This window comes from Vibrio kanaloae, from assembly GCF_024347535.1.
Lineage (GTDB): Bacteria > Pseudomonadota > Gammaproteobacteria > Enterobacterales > Vibrionaceae > Vibrio > Vibrio kanaloae.
In genome coordinates this window covers 190,310-207,975 of sequence record NZ_AP025498.1, presented here as the reverse complement: position 1 = coordinate 207,975, position 17,666 = coordinate 190,310, and the positions used below count along the sequence as shown (strand labels likewise).

Sequence of the window (17,666 nt, the reverse complement as noted above, 5' to 3'; positions counted from 1 at the left end):
TTTTTGGACAATATGAATTTATAAATATCATTTTATCGATTGAATGAGTATGCATGTCTGTTTAATGTTGTTGGGTCTAAATTTACCAACACTGATGATTCTATTTGGTAGTGGTAGGTGACCTCGAGATACAGCTCAAGGCGCCACGCCAATTCTTGGTGCTGTTTTTACTTTCCTCTTACACTCTTTTCTAATATCGAACCTAGTATCAAATTTCTCTTTGTTATACAGGCAAGTCTCTCATTATGAAGAACTTCTTTGATAGCGAACTCATGCTCTCTAGCTCCTTGAATTTCGTTTTGCTATCACTAGGGCTAACGCTCATCTTACATATTCCAATTTGGTGTGGGTTCAACTTGAGCCGACGCAAATGGAAGCTTATGGATTATTTATGGCCGCTGTTGGCGGGTATCGGCATGCTGGGTGCGGTGTCTGAAATTCGTGCATCGGTGGCGGGTGATTGGGTTGAGACTGAACAAACTAGAGCGGTCACTATTTTAGAGTCGATTCAGCAGTTCTCTTTGGATAAATTAAGAAGTGATATGTGTACCGGTCAGCCGTCTTTAGACACTCATGGTCAGCATCATGAAGCGTGTTTGTGGTATTTGAACACGGCCATTACGTTTAAAAATGTGGATTTCACTCTGTTGCCCAACGCCGCCGACTTTACGGTTCCTGCGCCTAGCGTATCGTTGGTGGAAAACGATGCAGTGTGGGTAGATGGTATGTTGAGTCAGTATGAGAAGCAGAAAAACCAATACATTAAAACCAGAGAAGCGCAGGTGAAGCAGCCACTAGAAAGCCTCTTCTGGTATGTGAGTCCTTACTTAGTCTGCTTCGCAATTGCGTTGCGTTTGACGAAAGTGACCGCAGAGCTCAAATTAGATAAATGCGCGTAGTTTGGGCTCCCAGTAATTATATAGAAAGGTGAAGTAATGAATGTGAGTGAGTTTTCTCAGTTGGTGGGTTTGTCAGCCCATACGCTTCGCTACTATGAAAAAATCGGCTTGTTGAAAAATGTTCAGCGAAACAGTAGCGGCCATCGAGTCTATACATCGAAGGACGTTACCTGGATTGAGTTTGTGAAGCGTCTAAAAGACACCGCAATGCCACTGGATGAGATTTTAGAATACGCAAAGTTGAGGGAGTTAGGGCCAGATTCGACTTCTCAGCGGCAAGCGTTGCTGGAACAGCATCAACAAAATTTGTGTTCCCATATTGAAGAGCAGCAAAAGCATCTGGCTGCGCTAGAGCAAAAAATTAGTTTGTATCGAGATGGAAAAGTCCGTTGACTTAGAGTCGACTCTAACTTGTAAGGTGTTCCTGTAAATCACAAAAAGGAGCAAACCTATGAATCAATCGCGTTTCGACATTGGCTTAGAAAGACTTAATCATATCGACGGAGAAGCAGGGCAACAGGTTCTCGAAAGCCTGCAAGACATCTGCCCTGATCTTGCCAAATATACTATCGAGTATCCCTTTGGTGACATTTATTCACGCCCCGGTTTGGATTTGAAATCACGAGAGATTGCCACCGTCGCTGCCCTGACCGCACTCGGCAATTGTGCCCCTCAGCTTAAGGTGCATTTGAATGCGGCACTCAACGTCGGATGCAGCAAGGAAGAGATCAAAGAAGTGATATTGCAGATGTCGGTGTATGCGGGTTTCCCTGCAGCGTTAAATGGCATGTTCGCATTTAAAGAGGTGCTTGCGGAGAGACACACAGTGTAGAGAAACAATAAATATATTCTTAATAGGGAGCCTCAACTTTGCTAAGTTGCGCTCCCTTTTTATTGATTGGCTAAGTTTTAAAGGTTGTAAACCTGAAGGTTCGCGATTCTTTAAGACGACATAGACAGCGCGAATGACAACAAAATAGGCAAGGTGACCACACTCAGGAAGTTGCCAAATAACACCATCGACGCGACCTTGGGTGGCTCTACATTGAACCTTTCTGCAAACAGGTAGTTCATCACGGCGGGTGGCAGCATGGTGAACAGCACCATCATTTGTAGGTGTAGCGTTGGCAGCGGGATAAAGAAATAGATGATGGTAAAGGCGATGGCTCCGGTAAACAGCGATTGAGCGGTACACAACAAGCCGACTTTTAATCCGCTCAGTCTCAAGTTGACCATTTGCGAGCCCAACGACAACAGCATGATAGGCACGGCAGCTTGGCCGAGTAGCGATGTGGCTTCGTAGATTGGATTCCATACTGCAATACCAGATAGGTTTAGCGTCATCGCCAACGCAGCGGCTAAGAATATCGGCATTTTGAGGATCTGTTTGATCGGGTTACCTTCACTCAGCAGTGCTAAACCAACACTAATGTGCACGCAAGCCGACACCACAAACAGCAGTACTGCAGGGGCTAATGCGCTCTCACCAAAGGTATACGTGAATAGAGGAATCGCAAGGTTACCACTGTTGCGGAACATGTGTGGCGGAGCCCAAGCTTTGAAGTTGAGTTTAAATATCTTACAGATAGGAATCATCAATAAAGCAGGCACCAACACCGCAACCAAAGAAGCGGTGATGAGTGGCAGTTGTTCGGTGTCGAGAGGCATGGTGGTCAGCGATGCAAACACTAGCGCAGGAATACACACATCCATGTTAATGCGATTGATCGGTTTGAAATCGGGCTTGAGCCAACGACCGACCGCAAAGCCAGCACTGGCTAAAGCAAAAACGGGAAACAGAATGCTGACGACCTGTTCGAACATAGAATTCCTTTCTAGATTGAGTGCTTCCATTTAGCTGAGAAACGAATGTTTTAGAGAGACGCTAAAGTGAAGCATAAAGTCGATATGTATAAACATTAACCTATCAATATAATGACTTGGCGTCACCGAAGATCGTTGTCTATGAGCGGTTAATTTATATTTCTTTGAATGAAGTACAAAAAAGACCAGTGGCATCGGCAACTGGTCTTTAAAGGCTAGATAAATCTGGACGGATTTCTAATTAACGACGGCTGTCGCTGTCTAGCGATTGTTACTCGGTTTTAAGCTTAACTAACAAGCTTTTGGTAATCTTTGAAATTCACATCGTAGGCCTTTTCGCCATAGATGTAAGTCTCGCTAACGGTTCTGTCGTCACCCAAACTCATCAGTACAAACAGCTTCTCTTCAAGCTTGGTGGCTTGTTCCATTCTAAAGCGCATCAGCTGAGTTGCGTGTAGATCCAACACCACGAAATCCGCTTCTTTTCCGACTTCCAAGTTACCAATCTTGTCTTCTAAATGCAGCGAGCGAGCACCGCCTAGTGTTGCCAAGAACAGTGACTTAGCCGGGTGCAGCTTCTTATGCTGTAACTGCATGATCTTATACGCTTCACTCATGGTTTGAAGAATTGAGAAGCTGGTGCCTGCGCCAACATCAGTACCCACGCCGACACGAATGCCGTGTTCTTCCATTTCTGGTAATCTGAATAAACCTGAGCCTAAGAAAAGGTTAGAGGTTGGGCAAAATGCGATTGCCGAATCGGTATCCGCTAGGCGTTTGCATTCGCAATCTGATAAGTGAATACCGTGCGCGAATACCGAGCGTTTATGCAGCAGACCATAGTGGTCATATACATCTAGGTAACTGTCGCGCTCTGGGAACAGCGATTTCACCCACTCGATCTCTTTCTCATTTTCAGAAAGGTGAGTGTGCATGTACACGTCTGGGTATTCTTCTAGCAGTTTACCGACAGTAGCAAGTTGTTCTGGTGTGCTGGTTGGTGCGAAACGAGGTGTCACGGCGTAGTGCAAACGACCGCGTTTATGCCATTTTTCAATCAGTTCCTTGGAGTCAGCATAGCCTGATTCTGGAGTGTCGGTGAGGTAATCAGGCGCATTGCGATCCATTAAAACCTTGCCCGCAATCATACGTAGATTACGCTTCTCAGCTTCTTCAAAGAATACATTTACCGACTCTTTGTGTACCGTGCCGAATACGAGTGCTGTAGTTGTACCATTGCTGGCTAGTTCGTCAAGAAACAGCTTGGCTACTTTTTGTGCGTAGACGGGGTTTTTAAAGCGCTTTTCTTCTGGGAAGGTGTAGTTCTCTAACCAATCTAGTAGCTGCTCACCATAAGACGCGATCATCCCTGTTTGAGGGTAGTGGATGTGCGTATCAATAAAGCCAGAGGTGATCAGCTTGTCTTTGTATTCTTTTACTTCGAGTGTTTTTGGTTGGCGAGCCAATACCTCATCGGCATGGCCTAAGTCGACGACATGGCCGTTCTCAACCACTAAAACACCGTCTTCAAAATAGTCGTAAGACTCATCGATACCGACATCTTTTGGGTCGGCGACGCTGTGTAAAATGCTGGCGCGATAAGCTTTGCGTTGCGTTGTCATGTTTACTTCCTTTTAATGACTTCAGCGACGTTATGGCCGCTAAAGCTTTGCGACTTGTGTTAGGCGATCTTCTCTTCCAATGGTGGTTCGCCTACGTCGCTTGGTTGACTATGTTGATCGGTCAAATCCTGATTTCGATATTGTTTGGTTGGGCGCTTTTGTTCAAGGGCTTGGCCTTGATAGTGTGCGATCAGCTCACCCGCAACCGATACCGCAATTTCGGCAGGATGTTTGCCATTCACCGCACTAATGCCAATCGGGCAAATCATGGTTTCAATTTGCTCTTGGCTATAGCCGCGCTGCTCTAAGCGGAAGTCGAACTTCTTACGCTTGGTAAGCGAGCCGATCATGCCGAAGTAACGGCTGTCTTCACGGTCGATAATGGCTTTGGTTAGGTCAAAATCGAGCTGGTGGTTGTGCGTCATCACTAGGTAATAGCTGTTCGGCGGCATGTGTTTCACTTCACCGACGGGGTCGTCTGAGACAAGCTTCTTCACACCGTGTGGCAGCGTTTCAGGGAATACTTCTTCGCGTTCATCAATCCAGGTCACACGGAAGGGCAAAGTCGCCACTATGTGCAGCAACGCTTTGGCAACATGGCCTGCGCCAAACAGCACAAGGTGGTTCTGCTGAGTGCCAATCGGTTCAAAGCTTAACGTTGCCATTCCGCCACAACACTGGCCTAAACGAGCACCTAGGTTGAAGCGTTCCACTTTGAGCGATTTTTCACTGGCAATCAGCATCTCGCGCGCCATTTTAGTGGCCACATGTTCAAGATGACCACCACCAATCGTAGCGATGATTCGGTCACGAGTGACAAGCATTTTGGTGCCCGCATCGCGTGGAACGGAACCTCTGTCCTCAAGAACCGTCACCATCACACACGGTTCGTAGTTCTCTTCCAGTTTTGCCAGTTCGTGAATCCAATTATCCTTAAACATACGTCCTCCTAAATCCCTTTTATGCTTCCCTAGCTGCCTATTGGTGTCTTAGATACCTATTAGCCCTAAGCCGTTTCTGATTGAGCATCGACCGAAGTCGGAGCCGTTTCAGTGACTTCCTGAATCGCCATCAGAATACGTTCTGGCGTTGCAGGTGTGTTGAGCTTAGGAATCGCGCCATCAACGGCGACATAGCTAATCGCATCTTTCAGTGCGCTCCATACCGACATACCCAGCATGAAAGGGGGCTCACCCACGGCTTTCGAGTTGAAGACGGTGTCTTCTGGGTTACTGCGGTTTTCCAAAAGGTGCGTTCTGAAATCAATTGGCATATCAGCAATCGCAGGGATCTTGTAGCTTGCCGGGCCATTGGTCATTAAGCGGCCTTGCTGGTTCCAAACCAACTCCTCCGTCGTTAACCAACCGACACCTTGCACAAAGCCACCTTCGACTTGGCCGATATCAATCGCAGGGTTCAATGAAGCGCCCACGTCATGCAAAATATCGACACGCAGAATCTTGTTTTCGCCAGTTAGGGTATCGACGATAACCTCTGAACAAGAGGCGCCATACGCGTAGTAGTAGAACGGGCGACCGCGTGCTTTCTCGTGATCGTAATAGATCTTCGGCGTGCGGTAGAAACCAGTGCTAGATAGCGAGATTTGGTTAAACCAAGCCAGTTCAACAAACGAGTTGAAGGTCATGATCTCATCGCGGATCTGCACCATACCGTTCTTAAACTCGACTTCTTCAGGCCACACTTTGAAGTGCGAAGAAGCGAAGTCGATCAGACGTTGCTTAATGGTTATTGCGGCGTTTTGCGCGGCCTTACCGTTGAGGTCGGCGCCCGATGAGGCTGCGGTTGGTGATGTGTTCGGAACTTTGTCTGTGTTTGTAGCGGTGATCTGGATACGTTCGACATCGACTTGGAACTCCTGTGCAACGATTTGTGCCACTTTGATGTTCAAGCCTTGCCCCATTTCCGTACCACCGTGATTCAAATGAATACTGCCATCGGTATAGATATGGATGAGCGCACCTGCTTGGTTCAAGAAAGTCGCAGTAAACGAGATGCCGAATTTCACTGGTGTGATCGCAAGGCCTTTCTTCAAGATAGGGCTCTGCTTGTTGAACTCAGCGATTTCTTTACGACGTGCGTGATAGTCACTGCTGCGTTCAAGCTGTTCGGTTATCTCAGGTAAAAAGTTGTCTTCAACGGTTTGATAGTAATGGGTCACGTTACGGCCTTCTTCGCCGTAGTAGTTCGCCTTACGCACTTCCAAAGGATCTTTTTTCAGGTAACGCGCAATCTCGTCCATGATGTGTTCAATGGTCATCATGCCTTGCGGGCCACCAAAGCCGCGGTAAGCGGTGTTCGATGCGGTGTTGGTTTTGCATCGGTGACCGACCACAGTTGCATCACCTAGATAATAGGCGTTGTCTGAGTGGAACATCGCACGGTCGACAATAGAACTTGATAAGTCTGGCGAATAGCCACAGTTACCTGCAACGGTAATGTCGGCACCTTGAATCACACCATTGTCGTCAAAGCCGACCGTATATTGATTGTAGAACGGGTGGCGTTTACCGGTTTGCTGCATGTCTTCACTGCGCAGCAGACGCATTTTGGTAGGTCGGCCTGTAAGGTGGGCAATAACTGCAGCCATACATGCTGGAGAGGCCGCTTGAGTCTCTTTACCACCGAAACCACCACCCATACGACGCATATCAATCACGACTTTGTGCATTGGTACGCCAATCACTTCCGCAACCAGTTTTTGAACTTCGGTCGGGTTTTGAGTCGAGGTGTACACGATCATGCCGCCATCTTCGGTTGGCATTACGCTACTTATTTGAGTTTCTAGGTAGAAGTGTTCTTGTCCACCGATCTCTAGGTCACCAGAGATCACGTGTTTTGCTTTTGCCAGCGCCGCTTTTGAATCACCACGTTGTTGAGTGTGGCTTTCTGTTACGAAGTGCTCTTTCTCTAGCGCTTCTTTTACATCAAGAATGGCTGGTAGCTCTTCGTATTCAATAATGGCTGCATGTGCGGCTTTGCGTGCAGTTTCTAAATCGTTGGCTGCCACGGCAATCACAGGTTGGCCGTAGTATTCTACTTTGCCATCGGCAAGCAGTGGGTCACCCGGAAGAATTGCACCGATATCCAGTTCACCCGGTACGTCTTTGGCTTGAATGGCAATCGTCACGCCTTCAAATTCGTAACACGGTGATAGGTCTATTTTGGTGATGTTGGCGTGTGCTTGAGTGCTCAGGCGTGCGTAAACGTGCAGTTGATTTGGGAACTCAAGGCGGTCATCAATGTACACCGCTTCGCCCGTTACTTGCTTGGCTGCACTGTCGTGTTTAACGCTTTTACCTACACCAGTTTTTAGGTCTTGTTTTGCAATGGTAACCATCTCTTCGTGGGTCATCGCATTGCTCTTGTGAACAGAGGAATTTGATTTAGACATAAGACGTTACCCTTGTTTCGATTTGGTTGTTTTTGTTCTGCTGTTCAATGAAGTAACGACGCAACATATTTGCTGCCGACAGTGAACGATATTCTTGGCTTGCACGGAAATCGGATAGCGGTTCAAAGTCGTTATACAGTTCCTGCATCGCTAACTTAATATTAGCGTCTGTCCACGGTTTGCCTAATAACGTATTTTCACAACGCGCCGCGCGCTTAGGTGTTGCAGCCATACCGCCAAAGGCGATACGAGCGTAAGACACCTTGCCGTCTTCGATTTGAATATCAAATGCACCACACACTGCAGAGATGTCATCATCTAAACGCTTAGACAGTTTGTAAGCTCGGAAGCTATCGTTAGTTGGTTTAGGAATGATGATTTGTTCAATGAATTCACTCTCTTTTTGCGCCGTCACTTTGTAGCTGATGAAGTAGTCTTCAATCGGCATGGTGCGTGACTCGTCTCCGCTGCGAAGTTTGATTTTCGCGTCGAGAGCAATCAGCAGAGGAGGGGTATCTCCGATAGGTGAGGCATTGGCAACGTTACCGCCGATGGTGCCTTGGTTACGCACTTGCAGTGACGCAAAGCGATGCAGCAGTTCACCAAAATCTGGGTAGTGTTTTTTCAGTAGTGAGTAAGAATCACTGATAGGTAGGTTGGCACCAATGATTAAATCGGTGTCGGTCTCTTCACATACCTTCATGTCTTCAACTAGGTTTACGCTGATCAGCGTTTCAATCTCACGATGGAATTGAGTCACTTCCAGTGCTAAATCCGTGCCGCCAGCAACCAGCTTAGCGTTCGGATGTGCTTGAAAAAGCTTGGCCAGCTCATCAGTGCTTTTCGGGGAAAAAGCGGTGAGGTGACCAAGGCGTAAGTTGGCCTCGGTGTCTTGAATATTTTCTAGCTTCTTGATGGTGTTGCGTTCAAGTTCAGCGAATTGGTCGATCAAAGGTTGGTCTGTTGAAAGCGACATCGCAGCATCAACAATTGGTCGGTAGCCCGTACAGCGACATAGGTTACCCGCCAGTGATTCCATGACGTCTTCTTTGCTCGCATCGGGTTTGTTCTTGCCTAGCGCAAACATCGACATGATGAAGCCAGGTGTGCAGTAACCACACTGTGAACCGTGAAAATCCACCACTGCTTTCTGCACTGGGTGTAAAGAGCGATCTCGGTTTTGTAGATCTTCTACTGTGATCAGTTGCTTTCCATGCAGCGCTGAAACGAACGTCAGGCAAGAGTTCACCGAGCGGTATTGCAGTTGTCCATCAACCACTTCACCCAGAACTACCGTACATGCACCACAGTCACCCGACCCACAACCTTCTTTTGTACCGGTTTTATTAACCTTGGTACGAAGGTAGTTGAGCACTGTCATATTCGGCGACAGATTATCTTCACATCTTATTTCCTGATTGAGCAAAAAAGTAATCAAGAGACCTCCTTGTAAATCGACATATTTCCATGTGTATTCTTTTTGACTTCTAACTCAATAATTATCCATCCTGACCCCGTGGTCAACTATTTATTTACAAAAATGCAACAAAGTCATTTCGTGTTAAATTGTATACAATGGATTTTTGGTTTTATTTATTTGTTTTATATGAGGTTTGCTGAGTTCTATAAGTTTTGAGGGGTGAATATATTTTTAAGTATGTATACAAAAATATAGGATGTTTTGTTGAGGTGGGACCCCTGTGCTATGTGCTTCTATAGACTTACTCAGGCTAGTAATAGCAAGGCGAACAAGGAAGTTAGGCATGATTTCTAACGATGGAGGAGGGTTTCACGTATAAAAAAGAGAAGTAAACGTTGAGGCTTACTTCTCTCCTGTTTTGTAAACAAAAGCTGTTAACAAAAAGTTGTTAATCGCTTGTTGAATCTTCTATGACTTGCTCTTAAGCAGATCAGAGAACACCACATGCAGGTCACTAGAAGCCGTACTGCTGTCTAGGTTGAGTTTAGAACGAATGTGGCTTAGGTGCTCGTGCATCAATTCTACCGCTTGTTGTTCGTTACCAGACTCAATCGCATCCAGTAACCCTGAGTGTTCGTCTAGAGAACAGTTTGAGTGGTTACCTGTTTCGTATTGAGCGATCAGCAGTGATGTTTGCGACACTAAACTGCGTTGGAAAGCGAGCAGAGGTGCGTTTTCTGCCATTTCTGCCAGTTTAATGTGGAACTCACCAGACAATCGTAAACCAGAGCCATAGTCGCCTTGGTCGAAGGCGCAGTTCTCTTTCGCGACCAACTTTCTGCACTCTTCTATCTGTGTTTTGGTCGCGTTTTTCACAGCAAGCTCAGTGATCGCTATCTCCATCACTTCACGTGCTTTAAATATCTGTTTGGCTTCGTCTACTGTGGGGGCTGCAATCACGGCACCTCGGTTAGGACGGATCACGACAACTTGCTCTAACGAGAGACGTAGCAAGGCTCGACGGATGATAGTACGGCTTACACTGAAGATATCTGCTAGCGCTTCTTCGCTTAGTTTTGTGGCCGGTGGCAGCCTTTGTTCTAATATCGCGTCGAAGATATGGCAGTAAACAACATCGTCTTGAGTTTGGCCGGTTACTTTCGTTTTTACACCTTTGGAGACAGAGTTTTTGAGAGCTGTCATAGAGATAAGGGCCCTTGTTTAGTCGAAGAGGGTGGCTCGAGTATATTTCATGAGTGTCACTCTATATTGTATACATTTATCTATACAATGCTACTGAATGAAAGTGCGATACACGCTGGTTTGTTAATGATTTATAACATGTAGTTTGCACAAAGACAGGTGCATATCGAGCAGCATGAGATTGTGTAACAGCGATACGAGGGTGTTTTCGTAACTAAACTCGATTGTCACCACAGCTGTATGCCACGATCTGGCTGATCTCGCTCAGGCTACGTCCTGATTGCTGCTGCCACTCGTTGAAAGCTTTACTTGCCGCGACTTGTGCTCGCTTGGTGTTACGACCGCTATCGATCACATCGGTACTGCGTAGGTGCGCTTCAACGTCCGATGACAAGATGAAGGTATCTTTACCCATTTGGCGCAGAGCGTAGGCACCAGTATTACCACCTAATCGCTTGCCGTGTTTCTTCAGATAATCCCAAAGTTCTGTGATGCGTTCTGAAGGCCAGTCGGCAACCATTTGTGAGAAGGAATCCGCTTCACGCTTGGCGTTGTGAATCATGGTGGCATTGGCAGGGATAGTCATCACCTTAGTCAGGTGGCGAATAATGCGTGGGTCTTGTGCTTTCTGTTCCCACATCTCGTTCGGCAGCATCAGCATCTTTTCGATGTCGAATTCAAAGAACACTTCTTCGAATTGCGGCCATTTCTTTCTCACCACATTCCACGAAATACCACACTGGAATACCTTTTCGGTAAAGGCGGCTAGCCAACGATCGTCGGTGATTTGTGATAGCTCAGCTTGTGAAAGGGGCGCACGAACAATCTTTTCGAGCTCGGCCGCTCCGCCTTTACGGTGAGCTGCGCGTTGATAAATAGTGTCGAATTTTTCTTGGGTCATTGGAGGTTCCAAATTACATCTGTGTAGCCAATGCTTAATGATATGGGGTCAAACTTGCAGATGAAAAGTAGCCTAAGCTACTTACTGTCTTCAAATCAATTAAACAAAACAGCTAAATAGTTTTAAGCCGCAAGGTGCTATACCTCTGAGACCAGTTGATCAAGAAAACCGCGCATGTAATCAGTGCGTTTGTTGGCTTCTAACTTGGCAGATTCTGTATTCATGGTTTCAGCGAGTTTAAACAGCTTCACGTAGAAATGGTCGACGCTGTAATGCTTGTCATCCAAGTCACGCTGCTTGGCGAACGGGTCTTCGTGGTTATAGAGTTCAGCGTTAAAGCTCTGACCAACGTATAGGCAGCGAGCAATGCCAATTGCACCGAGAGAATCGAGACGATCAGCATCTTGGACGATTTGAGCTTCCAAGGTTTCTGGAGTGATGTTGGCACTGTAGCTGTGCGTGACAATCGCGTGATGGATCTCATCGAGATAGGGTGCGGGATAGTCGATAGATTTGAGGAAAGAGATCGCCTTGTCTGCCGTCATTTGTGAGCTTTGGGCTCTGTCTGGGTGGTTCTTGGGAAAGGTGAAACAATCATGAAGGTAAGCGGCAGGCAGAACGACCTCAAGCTTCGCCTGTTCTTGAGTACATAAAGCCTTAGCAGTTTTGACTACTCGCTTGATGTGGCTGATGTCGTGCGCTGAATCTTGTGTCATTTCTTGTTGTGCAAAATCAATCAGTTGGCTTTCTAGTTTTTCAATCACGCGTCCCTTTCTCCACCTTTAGACGTTAGTAATGTTGTTTATCACCTAGCATTTATTTCCCATCGACTTTAACAGTTTCAAGCGCGAGTTTTTATCTTTTATAAAAGGAATATCAACAAATAAACCGACTCTGTGAGTCGGCTTGATAGAGAGGCTTGTCTACGTTGATAAAAGCGTTATCAACGGTAATCAGAACTTAAGCAGCGGCTTGTTGAAGCTGTGCTAACACATGATGCAGGGAAGGGCTGATCGTGTGACCAAGGGCTTTGACTTCTTCGCAAGGCTCAACCAGATCTGGGATCTGGAAGCTGATCATGTTAGCCGCCATCGATGCGCGAATGCCGTTGTTTGAGTCTTCAAACGCGAGACAGGTTTCAGGAGCTACACCTAAGCGTTCTGCCGCTAGTAAGTAAATCTCTGGGTGAGGCTTACCGTGAGTCACTTCGCAGCCTGTGCTTAACGAGGTGAAGTAAGAATCTAGACCAGCCAACTCAAGCTTCTTCTTTGCGATATCGAGCTGAGTAGAGGTTGCCACCGCGATTGGAATGTCATTCGATTTTAGCCATTCAAGCAGCTCAATCACGCCATCTTTTACTGGGATGGCTTGATGCTTAACAATCGCACTGTAGCGCGTGCGCCATTCGTTGTTCAGCGCTGGGTAATCTAAGCTTTCACCGTAGCCATTTCTAAAGATCTGTTCAATGGTTTTTGCGTTGCAACCAATGATGCCTAGATAAACATCCTGCAAAAATGGCACACCTTGCGCGTGACATGCTTCTTCAAAAACCTGCATACAAAGTCGCTCGGTGTCGAGCAGTAGTCCATCCATATCAAAAATAGCAGCTTGAAAATTCATATACGTGGTTCTTTATTTGTTGTCGTCATCAGGTGGATTATTTTGACATAGTGTCTAGGGATAGGCGAGTCAGCGTTGAGTAATAATCAGAGGAGTTGGTGATGTAATATGCCACTAAATGACTTGGAATGTGATTGATTTTAGTTTGAATAATATCGTTAAGTTATGAGTATGGTGTTTTATAGGCCATGTTGTTCTAACAGATACAATAATGGTTATCATACATAACAACTATAGGTCTATCGGCTAGATTACTATTACAATTCATAAACTTACAGTCTTGTTAGCGTGACCATTATCTTATAAAAAACAATTAGCGTGAGCCTGAAATAAGAGTGTGATCAAACAATAAGTAAATTGCTGAACTTACCGAGAAAATAGTACTAGTCCATATTTTTCGTAAGGTTGCTTATGTTGTACTTTGAGTTTCTATTTTTATTAGTTGTACTTTATATCGGGTCCCGGTATGGCGGTATTGGCTTAGGTGTTGTTTCTGGTATTGGCTTGGTTATTGAGGTGTTTGTCTTCAAAATGCCACCAACGTCTCCACCTGTCACCGTTATGCTGATTATCCTCGCGGTTGTTACCTGTGCTTCTATTCTTGAAGCTGCTGGTGGCTTGAAATACATGCTGCAAGTAGCCGAAAGGGTGTTAAGGAAGAATCCGAAACGCGTTACCTTGATAGCACCGTTTGTTACTTACTCGATGACTTTCCTGTTAGGTACTGGCCATGCGGTTTACTCAATCATGCCTATCATTGGTGATGTAGCACTAAAGAACGGTATTCGTCCTGAGCGCCCAATGGCGGCGGCGTCAGTTGCCTCTCAATTGGCCATTACGGCATCGCCAATTTCTGCTGCTGTGGTGTATTACCTTGCGCAACTTTCAGATGTCCAACACTCTATTACTCTGCTTTCTATTCTGTTGGTTACGGTTCCTGCGACATTGTTCGGTACATTCTTATTATCTTTGTACAGCTTGAAACGCGGTAAAGAATTGAACGACGATCCTGATTATCAAGCGCGCTTGAAAGATCCTGAGTGGAAAAAGCGTATTGAAAACACGACGGCGACATCTTTGGATGAAGTACTGCCAACTTCGGCTCGTAATGCGGTTTTGATTTTCCTACTTTCAATTGTCGTGATTGTTATTGTGGCGATGGTGCCTGAGATCAGAACCATCGTAGACGGCGACAAGCCAATCAAGATGTCGGTGATCATCCAAATGATGATGCTCTGCTTCGGTGGTATCATCTTATTGGCGACCAAAACTGACCCGCGTGATGTGCCAAATGGCGTGGTATTCAAATCCGGTATGGTGGCGGCGATTGCTATCTTCGGTATTGCTTGGATGTCGGATACTTACTTCCAATACGCAATGCCTCAGTTCAAATCGGGCATCGTGGAAATGGTCACCAATTACCCATGGACGTTTGCGCTAGCGCTATTCATCGTATCGGTTGTGGTGAACTCTCAAGCGGCTACTGCACGTATGATGCTACCGGTTGGACTTGGCTTAGGACTAGACCCAGCCTTGTTGATCGGTTTAATGCCAGCAGTTTACGGCTACTTCTTTATCCCTAACTACCCATCAGATATCGCAACGGTTAACTTCGATGTCTCTGGCACCACCAAGATTGGTAAGTGGTATTTCAACCACTCATTTATGTCGGTTGGTTTAATCGGTGTTGTAGGCGCATGTTGCTTGGGCTATGCACTGGCACAGATTTTTATTGCTTAATGTATTAGCGAGCCCATAAACGAAAAACAGCGCCTAATTTGGCGCTGTTTTTGTTTGTACTGTTTGGAAGTTCTGGTTGGAACCTAGGTTTCGAATTAATAACCAATATTAACGAGGCTCAAAGGCGAGCGACTGAATCGCTTCTTCGATCGTTAGGAAGTAGATCTTCATCAGGCACACTTCTGCCTTCTGGAACTCGTGATTTCGAATCAGTTTAGTCACGCTTTCAACCGAATACTGGTGTGCTTGTTTCGCTAGAGACAGTTGATTTAAGCTCGATTGAAGTGCGTAGCTGTCACCTTCAGAATCGATGAGGTAATCATCTTCGCCCACGATTATGTCTGAGCATTCGGTTTGAAAATCATTCTCGGATGCGACGTAAATAAGCTCATCATCACCGTCGAGTTTTACCAAAGATGGCCAATTGATCATTAATGCCTCTAAATTACGTATGTTGAAGTTTGTGTCGACTATAAACGCTTTCGAACCTTTGGTCATGTGCTGTCCAAAATGATTCATCGCTTTGTTTATCCAGAATGTTACTGGCGCAAGGGGCTACTTACTTAAAGATCGTCCTAACGGAGCAAAATAGCCCAGCATCGCATTGTAGATTTCCTCTCGATGCGCGAGATCAGGATAAAGAGGGAACATATCTGGTTTGGTTGTGCCATCGACCAGATACGAGTTTTCGATATCTGAGCAGGATTCTATGGCGGACTCAAAGGCGCGAGCCATCATCTCAGTTGGCAGTGAGAAGTAGCGTGCAGATGTCGCTTTATCAGCAATGACACTTCGAGCCACGTAGTCGTGTTTATCCAGGTTGTTGTCGCTTAGCAGGGTAGCATCGAAGAGAGACATCAAACTCTTGTTTAATGGATGGGGCCGTACTTTTCGATCGTGCAACCAACAATCGGTGGCAAACAAGATCTGCTTACGAGGGCCAGAGGTATCGCCGATCTTAAACGCTTTTTCGGCAATGTAGTGGTCAAACGCATGCCAAAACTCATGGGCGAGAGCACCGGCTCCTGCGTTTTTAGCGAGGGCTAATTCTCGTTGGTTTGGAGCGTAGTGTGCTTGCACACCTTTTCTGCCACCACTACCGAACGCTAAGCCTAAGGTTCCGCGCAGGCCAATCGCTTCTGGTGGCAAAGCCAAGATGTAAGCTAAGTCTGCCAGCGAATCGAATATCAGATTGGCGGCCAGCTCTTTCTCTTCTTTGGTGACCCAAGCGCCCACGCGGATGCTGCCCATACCGAAAGTCTGCTTAATGTCCATAAAAGACACCTGGTCGCCATGTCGGTAGTCTGGGCCTTTGCGCGTCTTGTATTTAAAGTGGGTTAACTTCAAAGTAGTCCTTGGAATTGGGTGCAAAGTGCAGGGTTTAGATGCCGTGTCGCCATGTTGTAGGACAACTGGGTAAAGCAGAGAAAGTTAGCACTTTTCGCGGCCAATTACAGAACAAAATGAGTTAGATTGAATTCAAAAGCCTCCCATGAAGTTGGACTGCCTTCTCGTGTCAGCGGAAACAGAGACTTGTCTGGCTTGGCATAGCTTAACCGGTGCAGCCTTTGCGTAACATGGTAGCTGTCGAGCCCAGAGATTGTGACTAAATCTAACGCTTCTAAATCAAGGTATCCATCGGGCATCATGACACGCTTGGGGGCTTGAATCGTAATAACTTCACCAATCAACATTTGTGTTTGATTGCTCTCTATTGATATCTGCTCTTTCAAAACCAAGCCTATTTTGAGAGCACTTTCTAATACGAACGGAGCGGGGAACATGTCGTCATAGTAAGGAGTGAGCCCGACAGCTTTGAATTCGGATGTCGACTTTGGATAACGAGCCGAGGTTTGATGCGCTTTTTGAACAAAGTCAGCGCCGATGCTGTTAATGGTGAAGTGTCGAGTTTCTAGGATATTCTCTAACGTGTGGCGGCGACTTTCTGCAGGTCGGACTATGAAGCCAAACAAAGGTGGATTCGAACCCATATGAACCACAGAACTCACCACAGCAAGATTTTCTAGCCCTTGTTTATCACAGGTACCAATAAGGTTTGCGCTTTTGAATCCCGATAGGGAATTAATGAAACGAGCACGCTCACGTTGATCCATCGCTTGGATATCTTGTCCTGAAAGGGTCATGTCCTTCATATCTTCTCTTCTTCTCATTTTTGTTTTTCGACGACTTGTTTATCAACTGAACTATATGTACGCAATGTAGCTTTCTAGCGATCAGCTAGTCTTTGCCACTAGGTTCAAACTAGAAAGGTACGAACTCATTCAATTTGTTATTGCAGCGGTTTGCTATTGAGCGATACCATATAGGGCTATTTCTTTGGTAAAGATTTAATTATGTCAGATGAAAAACTCGCACTAGAGTGGATGCGTCAACAAGCTCATAAAGTTGACCCCTACGTTATCGATCCATCTTTTGATGAATGCGTTGAACTACTTGATCCCGCTTTCAAGAAGGGCAAAAGTGTAGCCCAACTAAAATATCTGTTATCAGAAGCGGATCGCAGGGCGGGCGCGGCAGAGCGTAAACATGCAGCCTTAAAGTATGCCAAAGAAAAAAGCCCAAATGCAGGTCAGATCCTGCGTCTGCAAAGCAAGCTTCAACAAGTTCAGTTGGCATTGAAATTGGCGACTGGCGACAACAATATGACCATATCCCAGTTCTGTGCAGAATACGATGTCTCCAAGCGCGACGGCAATACGGCATGGAATGAGAAACTGGTTGAGCAGGGCAAGAGGAAGTAGTCTTTTAAACGCTTTACTCTTCTATAAACTGTCACGTTAGTTAATGTCATACACTTTTCAAAAAACGACCTATTGTTACCAACGAACGCCTTTCTAAAGCCTGAAAAATCGCTTCTCAGGCTTTAATTTTTATAGCCAACCTGTTGCATTTTTTAGCGCCTTTCCTAATTATCGTACTGGATTTCCTCTCTATTTTTCTGAGATAGCTAATGTGCGCGAGACACTATTTTTCGCCCATTAATCAATTTCACTTGTGACAAAGT

Annotated in this window: 17 protein-coding genes; 5 read left to right on the top strand and 12 right to left on the bottom strand. The window is 45.9% G+C overall.

The genetic code is table 11. The features are described from left to right. Nucleotides 1-380: 380 nt before the first annotated feature. Genes OCV24_RS15255 through OCV24_RS15245 form a run of 3 tightly spaced genes read left to right on the top strand, consistent with a single transcriptional unit; the run spans nucleotide 381 to nucleotide 1,731 of the window. Entirely contained in the window at nucleotides 381-899 is a 519-nt protein-coding gene (locus OCV24_RS15255; protein ID WP_137025488.1) for a hypothetical protein, read from the top strand. Between the two features lie 36 nt (nucleotides 900-935). Continuing rightward, complete coding sequence (locus OCV24_RS15250; protein ID WP_137025487.1) at nucleotides 936-1,292, top strand: MerR family transcriptional regulator; 357 nt, start codon at nucleotides 936-938, stop codon at nucleotides 1,290-1,292. Between the two features lie 58 nt (nucleotides 1,293-1,350). Next, on the top strand, nucleotides 1,351-1,731 hold the full coding sequence (locus OCV24_RS15245) for a carboxymuconolactone decarboxylase family protein (protein WP_137025486.1): 381 nt from the start codon (nucleotides 1,351-1,353) through the stop codon (nucleotides 1,729-1,731). Between the two features lie 110 nt (nucleotides 1,732-1,841). Here OCV24_RS15245 and OCV24_RS15240 read toward each other — a convergent pair whose 3' ends face one another. The 9 genes from OCV24_RS15240 to OCV24_RS15200 form a co-directional block, all read right to left on the bottom strand. Next, the gene (locus tag OCV24_RS15240) at nucleotides 1,842-2,723 is read right to left on the bottom strand and encodes an AEC family transporter (protein ID WP_076667189.1); all 882 of its coding nucleotides are present in this window, start codon (nucleotides 2,721-2,723) and stop codon (nucleotides 1,842-1,844) included. Between the two features lie 287 nt (nucleotides 2,724-3,010). After that, the gene (gene guaD, locus OCV24_RS15235; protein WP_150877666.1) at nucleotides 3,011-4,345 is read right to left on the bottom strand and encodes a guanine deaminase; all 1,335 of its coding nucleotides are present in this window, start codon (nucleotides 4,343-4,345) and stop codon (nucleotides 3,011-3,013) included. Nucleotides 4,346-4,404: 59 nt separating this feature from the next. Further along, the gene (xdhC, locus tag OCV24_RS15230; RefSeq protein ID WP_017630713.1) at nucleotides 4,405-5,286 is read right to left on the bottom strand and encodes a xanthine dehydrogenase accessory protein XdhC; all 882 of its coding nucleotides are present in this window, start codon (nucleotides 5,284-5,286) and stop codon (nucleotides 4,405-4,407) included. 65 nt (nucleotides 5,287-5,351) lie between these two features. Continuing rightward, a complete protein-coding gene (xdhB, locus tag OCV24_RS15225) occupies nucleotides 5,352-7,757 on the bottom strand; it encodes a xanthine dehydrogenase molybdopterin binding subunit (protein WP_150877668.1) in 2,406 nt (801 codons plus the stop codon). Continuing rightward, a complete protein-coding gene (gene xdhA, locus OCV24_RS15220) occupies nucleotides 7,750-9,138 on the bottom strand; it encodes a xanthine dehydrogenase small subunit (protein ID WP_244291721.1) in 1,389 nt (462 codons plus the stop codon). Before xdhA ends, xdhB begins: the two co-directional genes overlap by 8 nt. Nucleotides 9,139-9,645: 507 nt before the next feature. Then, nucleotides 9,646-10,380 carry a GntR family transcriptional regulator gene (locus OCV24_RS15215; RefSeq protein WP_017054897.1) on the bottom strand — a complete coding sequence of 245 codons (735 nt, stop codon included), beginning with the start codon at nucleotides 10,378-10,380 and terminating at the stop codon, nucleotides 9,646-9,648. Between the two features lie 214 nt (nucleotides 10,381-10,594). Next, complete coding sequence (locus tag OCV24_RS15210; RefSeq protein WP_150877672.1) at nucleotides 10,595-11,281, bottom strand: DNA-3-methyladenine glycosylase I; 687 nt, start codon at nucleotides 11,279-11,281, stop codon at nucleotides 10,595-10,597. Nucleotides 11,282-11,418: 137 nt separating this feature from the next. Continuing rightward, entirely contained in the window at nucleotides 11,419-12,045 is a 627-nt protein-coding gene (locus OCV24_RS15205; RefSeq protein ID WP_077681075.1) for an HD domain-containing protein, read from the bottom strand. A gap of 196 nt (nucleotides 12,046-12,241) precedes the next feature. After that, nucleotides 12,242-12,901 carry an HAD family hydrolase gene (locus OCV24_RS15200; RefSeq protein ID WP_150877674.1) on the bottom strand — a complete coding sequence of 220 codons (660 nt, stop codon included), beginning with the start codon at nucleotides 12,899-12,901 and terminating at the stop codon, nucleotides 12,242-12,244. Nucleotides 12,902-13,312: 411 nt separating this feature from the next. Here OCV24_RS15200 and OCV24_RS15195 point away from each other — a divergent pair, with 411 nt between their 5' ends. After that, nucleotides 13,313-14,641, top strand: a complete 1,329-nt coding sequence (locus OCV24_RS15195; RefSeq protein ID WP_017054893.1) for an anaerobic C4-dicarboxylate transporter — start codon at nucleotides 13,313-13,315, stop codon at nucleotides 14,639-14,641. Nucleotides 14,642-14,749: 108 nt separating this feature from the next. Here the strand turns inward: OCV24_RS15195 and OCV24_RS15190 are convergent, their stop codons facing one another. The 3 genes from OCV24_RS15190 to OCV24_RS15180 form a co-directional block, all read right to left on the bottom strand. After that, a complete protein-coding gene (locus tag OCV24_RS15190; protein ID WP_146443520.1) occupies nucleotides 14,750-15,073 on the bottom strand; it encodes a DUF4144 domain-containing protein in 324 nt (107 codons plus the stop codon). A 123-nt stretch (nucleotides 15,074-15,196) separates the two neighbouring features. After that, nucleotides 15,197-15,988 (bottom strand): CLCA_X family protein, encoded by a 792-nt coding sequence (locus OCV24_RS15185; protein ID WP_150877676.1) that lies wholly within the window; start codon nucleotides 15,986-15,988, stop codon nucleotides 15,197-15,199. A 104-nt stretch (nucleotides 15,989-16,092) separates the two neighbouring features. After that, complete coding sequence (locus OCV24_RS15180) at nucleotides 16,093-16,794, bottom strand: flavin reductase family protein (RefSeq protein ID WP_077681072.1); 702 nt, start codon at nucleotides 16,792-16,794, stop codon at nucleotides 16,093-16,095. Nucleotides 16,795-16,995: 201 nt separating this feature from the next. Between OCV24_RS15180 and OCV24_RS15175 the strand changes: the two genes are divergently transcribed. After that, nucleotides 16,996-17,403 (top strand): hypothetical protein, encoded by a 408-nt coding sequence (locus tag OCV24_RS15175; RefSeq protein ID WP_017054885.1) that lies wholly within the window; start codon nucleotides 16,996-16,998, stop codon nucleotides 17,401-17,403. The last annotated feature ends 263 nt before the right edge of the window (nucleotides 17,404-17,666 follow it).